Source organism: Serratia sp. EWG9 (assembly GCF_019913725.1).
GTDB lineage: Bacteria > Pseudomonadota > Gammaproteobacteria > Enterobacterales > Enterobacteriaceae > Serratia > Serratia ureilytica.
Genome location: NZ_JADNRO010000003.1, coordinates 152774 through 164994, shown reverse-complemented (window position 1 = coordinate 164994; position 12221 = coordinate 152774). Strand labels below are relative to the sequence as shown.

Annotated in this window: 10 protein-coding genes; 5 read left to right on the top strand and 5 right to left on the bottom strand. The window is 63.5% G+C overall.

Annotation, left to right across the window (positions count from 1 at the left end):
- Positions 1-12: 12 nt before the first annotated feature.
- The 5 genes from kdpD to ITX55_RS24200 form a co-directional block, all read right to left on the bottom strand.
- Positions 13-2709, bottom strand: coding sequence for a two-component system sensor histidine kinase KdpD (gene kdpD, locus ITX55_RS09005; RefSeq protein WP_164107203.1), 2697 nt, complete (start codon positions 2707-2709; stop codon positions 13-15).
- Positions 2710-2782: 73 nt separating this feature from the next.
- Complete coding sequence (kdpC, locus tag ITX55_RS09000) at positions 2783-3352, bottom strand: potassium-transporting ATPase subunit KdpC (protein ID WP_197756041.1); 570 nt, start codon at positions 3350-3352, stop codon at positions 2783-2785.
- Between the two features lie 18 nt (positions 3353-3370).
- Positions 3371-5440: a potassium-transporting ATPase subunit KdpB gene (gene kdpB / locus ITX55_RS08995; RefSeq protein WP_164057449.1), complete on the bottom strand. Its 2070-nt coding sequence runs from the start codon at positions 5438-5440 to the stop codon at positions 3371-3373.
- A 26-nt stretch (positions 5441-5466) separates the two neighbouring features.
- Positions 5467-7155 carry a potassium-transporting ATPase subunit KdpA gene (gene kdpA / locus ITX55_RS08990; RefSeq protein ID WP_072628177.1) on the bottom strand — a complete coding sequence of 563 codons (1689 nt, stop codon included), beginning with the start codon at positions 7153-7155 and terminating at the stop codon, positions 5467-5469.
- On the bottom strand, positions 7155-7244 hold the full coding sequence (locus ITX55_RS24200; protein ID WP_016928742.1) for a K(+)-transporting ATPase subunit F: 90 nt from the start codon (positions 7242-7244) through the stop codon (positions 7155-7157). The genes kdpA and ITX55_RS24200 overlap by 1 nt, the downstream gene beginning before the upstream one ends.
- 441 nt (positions 7245-7685) lie before the next feature.
- On the opposite strand from ITX55_RS24200, the gene ITX55_RS08980 reads away from it, so the two are divergent.
- From ITX55_RS08980 to ITX55_RS08960, 5 genes are all read left to right on the top strand, one after another.
- Complete coding sequence (locus ITX55_RS08980; RefSeq protein ID WP_004939916.1) at positions 7686-7895, top strand: YbfA family protein; 210 nt, start codon at positions 7686-7688, stop codon at positions 7893-7895.
- A gap of 142 nt (positions 7896-8037) precedes the next feature.
- A complete protein-coding gene (locus ITX55_RS08975; RefSeq protein WP_108680283.1) occupies positions 8038-8994 on the top strand; it encodes a DUF523 and DUF1722 domain-containing protein in 957 nt (318 codons plus the stop codon).
- A 16-nt stretch (positions 8995-9010) separates the two neighbouring features.
- Positions 9011-10441 (top strand): deoxyribodipyrimidine photo-lyase, encoded by a 1431-nt coding sequence (gene phrB / locus ITX55_RS08970; RefSeq protein WP_072628175.1) that lies wholly within the window; start codon positions 9011-9013, stop codon positions 10439-10441.
- A gap of 22 nt (positions 10442-10463) precedes the next feature.
- Complete coding sequence (locus ITX55_RS08965; protein ID WP_042783859.1) at positions 10464-11444, top strand: MBL fold metallo-hydrolase; 981 nt, start codon at positions 10464-10466, stop codon at positions 11442-11444.
- Between the two features lie 18 nt (positions 11445-11462).
- Entirely contained in the window at positions 11463-12206 is a 744-nt protein-coding gene (locus ITX55_RS08960; protein ID WP_197782183.1) for a type 2 GTP cyclohydrolase I, read from the top strand.
- Positions 12207-12221 lie beyond the last annotated feature (15 nt).

Here is a 12221-nt window from a genome sequence, read left to right as displayed (position 1 = left end):
CCCCTGCGTTGATTACAGATCGAAGGCGTCGCCGTCGATCTCGGGCGGTTTTTCCAGCGGCAGCACGAAGCGGAAGCTGGCGCCGCCGTTGGCGCCGTTTTCCGCCCAGATGCGGCCGTCATGCACTTCAATAATGGCACGACAAATCGCTAACCCCAAGCCGACGCCGGGGATCGCCGACTCTTTATTGCCGCGTGAAAACTTGTCGAAAATCAGCTGCAGCTGATCGGCGGGGATGCCGGGGCCGTTATCCCAGACCTCGACTTCCAGCCACTCGGGCAGCGTGCGGGCGCGAATGCCGATGGTGGCCTCGGCGCCGGCGTATTTATTGGCGTTTTCCAACAGGTTGGTGAACACCCGTTCCAGCAGGCTGCCGTCGCAGTTGACCAGGATCTGTTCCGGCGGCAGATCGACCTCGATCGGATGCTGGCTGAGCAGCGGCTCCAGCATGTGCAGCGAAGCGCCGACGATCTCTTCCAGCGACTGCCACTCTTTACGCAGGCTGAAACCGCCAGACTGGATGCGCGCCATATCCAGCAGGTTGTTCACCAGCCGGGTGGTGCTCAGCACCTGCTGGCGGATCTGGCTGGCCTGGGTGGCGTGATTGGAGCCTTCGGCCGCCAGGTCCAGCGTGAGAATTTCCGCCTGGCCGAACAACACGGTCAGCGGGGTGCGCAGATCGTGCGACAGCGCCGCCAGCAGCGAGTTGCGCAGCTGTTCACGTTCGGCGTCCAGCTTGGCTTCTTCGGCGCTGCGCGCCAGGTGCAGCCGTTCCAGCGCGCTGGCGATCAGCACTGCGAAGGTTTGCAGCAGCCGCTGTTGTTCCGGCACCATCAGCTGGCGCAGGTTGTTGGGTTCGATCGCCAACAGGCCGAAGGTCTGTTTGGGGGTATTGAGCGGCAGCAGTTGGTAAGGCACGCCGGGCAGGGTGTCGGTGCCGGCGCCGGCCGGCAAGCCTTTATCGAAACTCCAGCGCGCGATGGCTTCGTCTACCGACAGCAGCCCGCCTTCCTCGCCGATCATTTGCTGCAGCCGGCCGTCTTCCTGCGGCAGCAGCAGCACGGTTTTCGCCTGGAAGCTGCTGGAGAGGAAATGACGGCTGGTGTTGGCGATGTCGGCCACGGTCAGCGCGCGGCTCAGCCCGCGTGACATTTCGTACAGATGGCGCGCCCGCTGCTCGCGATAGCGCGCCACCCGGGCCTGATAACGCACCCCGGCGGTCAGGTTGCCGATGATGATGCCGACGGCGAGCATCACGCCGAAGGTCAGCAGATACTGCATATCGCTGACGGCGAACGACCATTCGGGCTGAACGAAGAACAGATCGAAACTGGCGACGTTGATCACCGCCGCCAGCACCGATGGCCAGCGGCCGAAGAACAGCGCGACGATCGCCACGCCGAGCAGGTAGACCATCACCAGGTTGGCCTGATCGAAGCCCGGCAGCAGCCACTGCGAGAGCAGGGTGATCAGCGCGCACAGCGCCACCGCCACCGCGCAGCCGCGCAGCTGCATGCGCCATTTCTCATTGAAGCTGCGGCCGTCGTGCTCCTTGCCCGGCGGCGGCTGTACGGCGTCGCTGTCCAGCGCGACGATCACCAGATCGAGATCCGGGCCCAGGCGGCCGAGGCGATCGGCGAAACTGCCGCGCAGCTTCCAGCGCTGCTCGCTGCGGCGGCCGATGATGATTTTGCCGAGGTTATGCTCGCGGGCGTAGCGCAGCACTGCGCGCTCTTCGGACGGATCGGCCAGGGTGGCGGTTTCGGCGCCCAGCTCCTGCGCCAGCCGCAGCGCGCGCAGAATGGCGCGGCGCTGGTTTTCCGGCAGCCGGTGCAGCTTGGGGGTTTCCACGTAGACCGCATGCCAGTGGCAGCCGAGCCGCGCCGCCAGCCGGGCGGCGATGCGCACCAGCTTTTCGTTGCCGCTGTTGTGGCCGACGCACAGCAGAATGCTGTCGCGGGTGTGCCACACTTTCTCGCGTCCCTGGGTGTCGCGAAACTCGCGCATCTGGTCATCGACCCGATCGGCGGTGCGGCGCAGCGCCAACTCGCGCAGGGCGATCAGGTTGCCTTTACGGAAAAAATGCTCGATGGCGCGCTCGGCCTGACCGGGAATATACACTTTGCCTTCGTGCAGCCGTCGGCGCAGATCGTCCGGCGGCAGATCGACCAGCACCACTTCGCTGGCCTCGTCAAACACGTGGTCGGGCACCGTTTCGCGCACCCGCACGCCGGTCACGCCGCCCACCACGTCGTTCAGACTTTCCAAATGTTGTACGTTGACGGTAGTCAGCACGTCGATACCGGCGTCCAGCAGCTCTTCCACATCCTGCCAGCGTTTGGGGTGGCGCGAACCGTGGGCGTTGCTGTGCGCCAGTTCGTCCATCAGGATCAGCGCCGGATGGCGCGCCAACGCGGCGTCGAGGTCGAATTCATGCACCAGTCGCCCGCGATGCTGGATGCGCTTTTGCGGCAACAGCGCCAGGCCGTCGAGCAGGGCGGCGGTCTCGCTGCGGCCGTGGGTTTCCACCACGCCGACCAGCACATCCAGCCCCTGTGCGCGCAAACGCTGGGCCTCCTGCAGCATGGCGTAGGTTTTGCCTACGCCGGCGCAGGCGCCGAAGAATACCTTCAACCGGCCGCGCGGTTTTTCATTGGCCAGCGCCAGCAGGCTATCGGGATCGGGACGCTGCTGTTCTTCTTCGACCATGACAATTCCTTGTGTTACCAAGCAAAAAGGGGTTCGGCATGCCGAACCCTATCACTATGCTGAATACGGCGCGTTACTTCAACGCATCCAGCGCCAGGTTCAGCTTCAACACGTTGACCACCGATTCGCCCATGAAGTTGGGCGTGGCCCGATCGGTGTTGTCTTCGATCAGTTTGGCGACCTGTTCCGGCGGCAGATGACGTGCCGCCGCGACCCGCGCCAGCTGATACCGCGCCGCAGCGGTCGAGATCTGCGGATCCAGCCCGCTGCCGGAGGCGGTCAGCAGATCCACCGGGATCGGGCCGTTCATGGCTGGATTGGCCTGGCGCAGCTGCGCCGCGCGTTCGGCGATAGCCTTATCCAGCGCCGGGTTGGTGGCCGCCAGGTTGCTGCCGGCGGAGGCCAGTGGATTATAGGCTGAATCGCCGGTCGCCGACGGGCGGCCCCAGAAATAGTCGGCGCGCGTGAAGTTCTGGCCGATCAGCGCGGAGCCGACCGCTTTGTCGCCCTGGTACAGCAGCGAACCGTTGGCCGCGCCCGAAAACAGCAGCTGCGCCAGCCCGGTGGTCAGCAGCGGATAGGCGATGCCGGTGAGCAGCGTCAGCAGGATCAACATCACCAGCGCAGGTCGTAAATACGTCATGTTCATTTCCCTCAATGGTTAACCGGCGACGTGCAGCGCGACCAGGATCAGGTCGATCAGTTTGATGCCGACGAACGGCACCAGCAGACCGCCGACCCCGTACAGCCACAGGTTGCGGCGCAGCAGAGCCGCGGCGCTCATCGGTTTGTAGCTCACCCCTTTCAGCGCCAGCGGGATCAGAAACACGATCACCAGGGCGTTGAAGATCACCGCCGACATGATGGCGGAGGCGGGGGAGTGCAGGTGCATCACGTTCAGCGCGTTCAGCTGCGGATAGGTGGCCGCGAACGCCGCCGGAATGATGGCGAAGTACTTGGCCACGTCGTTGGCGATGCTGAAGGTGGTCAGCGAACCGCGCGTCATCAGCATCTGTTTGCCGATATGCACCACTTCGATCAGCTTGGTCGGGTTGGAATCCAGATCGACCATGTTGCCCGCCTCTTTGGCGGCCTGGGTGCCGGAGTTCATCGCCACCGCCACATCGGCCTGCGCCAGCGCCGGGGCGTCGTTGGTGCCGTCGCCGGTCATCGCCACCAGACGGCCTTCCGCCTGATACTGGCGGATCAGCGCCAGTTTGGCTTCCGGCGTGGCTTCCGACAGGAAGTCGTCCACCCCGGCTTCGGCGGCGATCGCCGCCGCGGTCAGCGGGTTATCGCCGGTGATCATCACCGTTTTGATGCCCATCTTGCGCAGCTCATTGAAGCGCTCTTTGATGCCGCCCTTGACGATATCCTTCAACGCCACCACGCCCAGCACCCGGGCGCCTTCCGCCACCACCAGCGGCGTGCCGCCGGTGCGCGCCACGCTTTCCACCAGATCGTCCACCGCCCGCGGGAAGTGCCCCTGATTGGTTTCGACGTGACGGCGAATGGCGTCCACCGCGCCTTTGCGGATCATGCGCTCCTGCACGTTGACGCCGCTCATGCGAGTCTGGGCGGAGAAGGGCACGAAGGTGGCGTTCAGCGCCTGCAGATCGCGCTCGCGCAGGTTAAAGCGCTGTTTGGCCAGCACCACGATGCTGCGGCCTTCCGGCGTTTCGTCCGCCAGCGAAGCCAGCTGCGCGGCGTTCGCCAGCTCTTGTTCTTTCACGCCCGGCGCTGGCAGGAACTCCGAAGCCTGACGGTTGCCCAGCGTAATGGTGCCGGTTTTATCCAGCAGCAGCACGTCCACGTCGCCGGCGGCTTCCACCGCGCGGCCGCTGGTGGCGATCACGTTGGCGCCGAGCATGCGGCTCATCCCGGCCACGCCGATGGCGGACAGCAGGCCGCCGATGGTGGTGGGGATCAGGCAAACCAGCAGCGCGACCAGTACGGTGATGGTGACCACGCTGCCGCTGCCGGCCGCCTCGACGCTGTATTGCGAGAACGGGAACAGGGTGGCGGTGGCCAACACGAACACGATGGTCAGCGCCACCAGCAGGATGGTCAGCGCGATTTCGTTCGGCGTTTTGCGGCGTTTGGCGCCTTCCACCATGGCGATCATGCGATCGAGGAAGGTTTCCCCTGGGTTGACGCTGCACTGCACCACCAGCCAGTCGGACAGCACGCGGGTGCCGCCGGTGACCGAGGAGAAGTCCCCGCCGGATTCGCGGATCACCGGGGCGGATTCCCCGGTGATGGCGCTTTCATCCACCGAGGCACCGCCCTCCAGCACTTCGCCGTCGCACGGAATGGTGTCGCCGGCTTCCACCAGCACGATATCGCCTTTGCGCAGGTTCTCGGCGGCCACTTTCTCCGTGGCGCCGTCGCGGCGCGGGCCGGCCAGTTTTTTCGCCCAGCTGGTTTTCTTGGTGCCTTTCAGGCTTTCCGCCTGGGCCTTGCTGCGGCCTTCGGCCAGCGCCTCGGCGAAGTTGGCGAACAGCACGGTGAACCACAACCACAGGGAGACGCTGCCGGTAAAGGCGGCGGCACCGTCGGTTTGGCCGGCGAGGATCGCCAGCCAGATGGCGGTGGTCAGCAGGCTGCCGATATACACCACGAACATCACCGGGTTGCGCCATTGAACGCGAGGGTCCAGTTTTTTCACCGCATCGATCAGCGCGGTGCGCACCAGAGCCGGTTCAAACAGCGCGCGTTGTTTGCGAGTCATCTCTTATTCTCTCTCTGTGACGTCTGTTAGTTTGCCAACCAAAGTTGCAAATGCTCGGCCACCGGGCCCAGCGCCAGCGCCGGCACGAAGGTCAGCGCGCCCACCAGCAGCACGGTGCCGATCAGCAGGCCGATAAACAGCGGCCCATAGGTCGGCAGGGTGCCGTTGCCCGCCGGCTGGCGTGGCTTGGCGCTCAGCGAACCGGCGATCGCCAGCACCGGCAGGATCACCCCGAAGCGGCCGACGAACATGGCGAAGGCCAGCAGCAGGTTGTAGAACGGCGTATTGACGCTCAACCCGGCGAAGGCGCTGCCGTTGTTGTTGGCGGCGGAGGACAGGGCATACAGCACTTCGCTGAAGCCGTGGGCGCCCGGATTGAGGATGCCGGCGCGGCCCGCGTCGGTGCCGATAGCCAGCGCGCTGCCCAGCAACACCAGCGCCGGCGTGACCAGGATCGCCAGCGCGGTCATCTTCATGTCGTAAACGTCGATCTTTTTGCCCAGATATTCCGGGGTGCGGCCGATCATCAGACCGGCGATAAACACCGTCAGCAGCACGAACAGCAGCATGCCGTACAGGCCGGAGCCGACGCCGCCGAACACCACTTCACCGATCTGCATCAGCCACATCGGCACCATGCCGCCCAGCGCGGTGAAGGAGTCGTGCATGGCGTTGACCGCCCCGCAGGACGCGGCGGTGGTCACCACCGAGAACAGGCTGGTGGCGAGAATGCCGAAGCGCGACTCTTTGCCTTCCATATTGATGTTGCTGTCGGCGCCCAGCGCGCTCAGGTGCGGGTTGCCCGCCAGCTCGGCGTACATCACCACCACCACCGCCACCACGAAGATCAGCGCCATCGCCCAGATCAGCGCGTGGCCCTGACGGTTTTCACCGGCCAGTTGTCCGAAAGAGAAGCACAGCGCGCAAGGGATCAGGAAGATGGCCAGCATCTGCACGAAGTTGGTCAACACGGTCGGGTTTTCGAACGGGTGCGCCGAGTTGGCGCCGAAGAACCCCCCGCCGTTGGTGCCGAGCATTTTGATCGCTTCCTGCGAGGCCACCGGCCCCATCGGCAGCGTCTGCTGCGCGCCTTCGAGCGTGGTGACGTGCAGGTAAGGCAGGAAGTTTTGCAGCGTGCCCTGGCTGACGAAGAACAGGGCGATCAGCAGCGCGATCGGCAGCAGCACATACAGCGTGATGCGAAACAGATCGGCCCAGGCGTTGCCGACGGTCTTGCCGGCGCGGCGGGTAAAGGCGCGGATCAGCGCAAAGGCCACGGCGATGCCGGTGGAGGCGGAAACGAAGTTCTGCACCGCCAGCCCGGCCATCTGGCTGAAATAGCTGAGGGCGCTTTCACCGCTGTAGGCTTGCCAGTTGGTGTTGGTGACGAAGCTGACGGCGGTGTTGAGCGCCAGATCCCAGGAGAGGCCAGGGAAGCCTTGCGGGTTGAGCGGCAGTGAGCCCTGCGCCATCAGCAGGGCGAACAGCAGCGCCAGGCCGAGCAGGTTAAACGCCAAGATCGCCAGCGCGTACTGCCACCAATTCATCTCGGTGGGGCGGATGCCGCAGGCGCGCCAGACGCCGGCTTCCACTGCGCGCAGCGCAGGCAGCGGCTCACCTTCGATCAGGCGCGCCATAAAACCGCCCAGCGGCCGGGCCAGCAGCAGAAGCACCAGCAGGAAACTGGCGATCAGTAAAAAGGCTGAAGCCGCCATCAGAAATCCTCCGCGTTAAACAGGGCGTAGACCAGATAGGCCAACAGCAGCAGAACCAACAGCGCACCACCAATAACGCTGAAACTCACGGGACACCTCCAGAGGTGTTGTTTTTGATAGAGGCAGTGTAGGGAGCGGGGTAGAAAGAAGATGAAAAAATCGCGCGAGCGGGTGTAAAAAAAGTATAAAAATGGCTGAAATTTCAGCGAAAATTGAGCATTTCAACCAGCAGGTTGGCGGCGAGATTGCGCCTGATGAGTGAATAAGCAAGGGCAGCGGCGTGGAAGCAGGAACCGGATAATAACCACAGCGTAACCAATGTTAAGTTAAAAATTAACTTGATTGTAACAAAATTACGAATCGCCGCGGTGATTGGCGATTTTTTGTGTGATTTAGTGGTCGGATGAGTAGTAAACTTTCATCAAGTGCGCTAAAATTTTGTCCAGTTACCAAATTACCGATTGTTCATTTGATACGCCCACGCCGTTTTCCCTGACAAATCAACGGCAGGCGTTTTTAAGGAGGTTCGCATGTCTACGACCTATCACGCTTATTCACTGCATCGGATTCTCCTGCGCCGCAGCGCAGTGGTGATCGCGGGCATTTTGGCCCTGCCGGTGATGCTGTTCCGCAGCGATCGCGGGCGTTTTTACAGCTACCTGCACCGCGTCTGGTCAAAAACCAGCGATAAACCGGTCTGGCTGCAGCAGGCGGAACTGGCGTCCTGCGACTTCTACTGAGTCACTGCCGACTCACGAACAACCCTCGCCCTGCGGCGGGGGTTTTTTTATGCCCCAAGCCCGCTGCCGTCAAGCGCAAGGTCGTATTTGGCAAGCCATTCTTCTACACTTTCCCCATCGACCAACACCACGAGAGAACGGTATGAGTGACAAGATCCCTATCGGCATCAGCGCCTGTTTACTGGGCGACGCGGTGCGTTTCGACGGTGGCCACAAGCGGCTGGCCTTCGCGGTGGAACAGTTGGCGCCCTATGTGCGCTTTGAGCCCGTATGCCCGGAAATGGCGATCGGCCTGCCCACGCCGCGCCCGGCGCTGCGCCTGGTGAAACAGGCGCAGCCGTGGCCGGCGATGCGCTACAGCAACGATGCCGGCGTGGATCTGACCGAGGAGATGCGCAGTTTCTCCGCGCAGCGCGTGGCCGCGTTGCAGCACCTGTGCGGTTACATCGTCTGCGCCAAGTCGCCGAGCTGCGGCCTGGAGCGGGTGCGGGTCTACAGCGAGGACGGCAAGGACTCGCGTAAAAACGGCGTCGGGCTGTTTACCGCCGAGCTGCTGCGCCAGATGCCGTGGCTGCCGGTGGAAGAGGATGGGCGTTTGCAGGATGCGGCGCTGCGGGAAAACTTTATCGAGCGAGTGTACGCGCTGTATGAGTTGAACATGCTATGGCGTCAGGGGCTGACCCGCGGCGGGCTGATCGCGTTTCACAGCCGCTACAAGCTGTCGCTGCTGGCGCATTCGCAGCCGGCGTACCGCGAACTGGGGCGTTTCGTCGCCGACATTCATCGCTGGGACTCGCTGGAAGACTTCGCCGTGGAGTACCGCAGCCGCCTGATGGCGCTGTTGGCGCACAAGGCGACGCGCCGCAACCATACCAACGTGCTGATGCACGTGCAGGGTTACTTCCGCCGCCAGCTCAGCGCGGCGCAGCGCCAGGAGCTGGCGCACCTGATCGACCGCTACCGGCAGGGCATGCAGCCGCTGCTGGCGCCGATCGCCTTGCTTAAGCATTACATGGCGGAATACCCCGACAGTTATTTGGCGGAACAACGCTATTTCGAACCTTATCCGGAGGCGCTGCGTTTGCGTTACGGCCATTGATTGACAAGGGAATTTTATGACCACGCATCTGGTCTGGTTGCGTAACGATCTGCGTATCACCGACAACAAAGCGCTGCACGCTGCCTGCAGCGATCCCAAAGCCCGGGTACTGGCGGTGTTTATCGCCACCCCGCAGCAGTGGCGGGAACATGAGATGGCGCCGCGGCAGGCGGCGCTGATCCACGCCAGCCTGCGGGCGGTACAGCAGGCGCTGGCGCAAAAGGGCATTGCGCTGCATTGCCATGCCGGCACGGACTTTGCCGCGTCGATCGACTGGCTGGCGGAGTATTGCCGGCGAGAGCAGGTGGACGCGCTATTTTACAACCGCCAGTACGAACTGAATGAACGGCGACGCGATGCGCGGCTGGAGCAGCAGTTGAATGGACGGGTAACGTGCCACGGTTTTGATGACAGCCTGCTGTTGCCGCCGGGCAGCGTGCTAACCGGCGGCGGCGAGATGTACAAGGTTTATACGCCGTTTCGCAACGCCTTCATTCAGCGCCTGACTGAGTCCGACGTGAGCTGCCTGCCGGCGCCGAAGATCCGTGCCGATGGCGCGTTGCCTGCGCCTGAGGCGCCTGCGGCGTTCGATTATCCCGCGGCGGACATCGGGGATGATTATCCCGCCGGCGAGGAGGCCGCGCTGCAGCGGCTGCGCGCCTTTTGTCGTGAGCAGGTGCAAGATTACCTTCGGCAGCGCGATCTGCCCGCCATCGCCGGCACCAGCAGCCTGTCGCCCTATCTGGCGATCGGCGCGCTGTCGCCGCGCCAGTGTTTTAACCGCCTGCGCGCCGAATGCCCGCAGCTGCTGGAAGATCGCGAGAGCGGCGCTTTCGCCTGGCTGAACGAGTTGATTTGGCGCGAGTTCTATCGCCACCTGCTGGTGGCCTACCCCGAGCTGTGCCGCCATCGTCCCTTTATCGCCTGGACGGACAAGGTGCGCTGGAGCGCTGACGCGGCGAAGCTGCAGGCCTGGCAGCGGGGCGAAACCGGCTATCCGATCGTCGATGCCGCCATGCGCCAACTGAACGCTACCGGCTGGATGCACAACCGGCTGCGCATGATCAGCGCCAGTTTTCTGGTGAAGGATCTGCTGATCGACTGGCGCGCCGGGGAGCGCTATTTCATGTCGCAACTGCTGGACGGGGATCTGGCGGCCAATAACGGCGGCTGGCAGTGGGCGGCCTCCACCGGCACCGACGCCGCGCCGTATTTCCGCATCTTTAACCCGACCACCCAGGGTGAACGTTTTGATCCACAAGGCACTTTCATCCGTAAATGGTTGCCGGAACTGGCGGATGTGCCCGACAATGACATCCATTACCCCCACCGCTGGGCGGAAAAGCAGCGCCGTACGCTGAACTACCCGCTGCCGATCGTCGATCACAAACAAGCCCGCGTGGAGACGTTGGCGGCGTTCGAGGCGGCGAAACGGGGAGAGTCTTGAGGCAACTGCAAGGAGCGACGTAATGATGAAAAAGGTGCTGGCCCTGTGCCTGAGCGGCTATTCCGCGCTGGCGATCGCCGGCTTTGACGTGGTGGCGCTGGGCGTCGACGGCGGCGTCAGCGACGGCAACCTGACCTCTTATCTGATCCGCAGCGATAATCAGCCGCAGTATGTGGCGCTGGACGCCGGCTCGCTGCTGCCGGGCATCGCCAAAGGGCTGGAGAAGGGCAGTTTCCCGCAGGTGACCCCCGAGCTGGCCGCGCCTTACACGCCGCAGGGCTATGTGTTCCGGCAGTTGATCGGCGGCTATTTCATCAGCCACGGCCATCTGGACCACGTGGCGGGGCTGATCGTCGGCTCGCCCGAAGATAATAAAAAAACCGTTTACGCCCAGGCGGACACCGTGCTGACCCTGCGCAACCATTACTTCAACTGGAAGGCCTGGCCGAACTTTACCGACGCCGGCAACGGCTCGCGGCTGGGCACCTACCGGCTGCAAACGGTGCGGCCGCAGCAGCGTTTTACCCTCGGCCTGACCGGGTTGACCGGCGTGATGTACCCGCTCAGCCACGATCGCTACCCGTCGTCAATGCTGCTGATTTCCAACGGCAACGAGTTCTTCGCCTACTTCGGCGATACCGGGCCGGACAAGGTGGAGCAGTCGCGCGATCTCGATGCCGTGTGGCGCGTGCTGGGGCCGCTTGTCGAGCAGAAAAAGCTCAAGGGCATGATTATCGAAACCTCTTACCCTAACGGGGTGGAGGACAAACATCTGTACGGCCATCTGACGCCGGCCTGGCTGCTGAAGGAGCTGAAGAACCTGACGCAGTACAGCGGCGGCGAAGGCTCGCTGAACGGTCTGCCGGTGGTGATCAGCCACATCAAACCGAGCCTGAAGCAGGGCGAAGACGCGCGCGCCGCCATTGCGCAGCAGCTGGCGCAGGGCAACGATCTGGGGGTGAAATTCATCCTGATGGCGCAGGGCGATCGGCAGACATTTTGACTATGAAGAGAGAAGAGAATGCGTAACCTCGATCTGGAACAACTGATCAACACGGAACTGAACGCCGCGGCGTTTCAGGACTATGCCCCCAATGGATTGCAGGTGGAAGGGCGCCCGCACGTGCAGCGCATCGTGACCGGCGTCACCGCCTGTCAGGCGCTGTTGGACGCCGCGGTGGCGCATCAGGCCGACGCGATCATCGTGCATCACGGCTATTTCTGGAAAAACGAGGCGCCGGCGGTGTGCGGCATGAAGCGCAACCGTCTGAAAACGCTGTTGACCCACGACATCAATCTGTACGGCTACCACTTGCCGCTGGACGCGCATCCGGTGCTGGGCAACAACGCGCAGCTGGCGCAGGCGCTGGGCATTCGGGTGATTGGCGACGTCGAGCCGCTGGTGCCGCACGGGGAATTCGAACAGCCGCTGACCGGCGAAGCGCTGCAACAGCGCATCGAAAGCCGGCTGGGGCGCGCGGTGCTGCACTGCGGCGATAACGCGCCTGAGCATATTCGCCGAGTGGCCTGGTGCACCGGCGGCGGCCAGGGCTTTATCGACAGCGCGGCGCGCTTCGGCGTCGATGCTTTCATCAGCGGAGAAGTGTCTGAGCAGACCATTCACAGCGCGCGCGAAATGGGCGTGCATTTCTTTGCCGCCGGCCACCACGCAACCGAGCGCGGCGGCGTGAAAGCGCTGGGGGAATGGCTGGCTCAGCACCACGGTTTTGATGTGACCTTTATCGATATCCCGAATCCCGCCTGATTTTTTTCTGCGTCG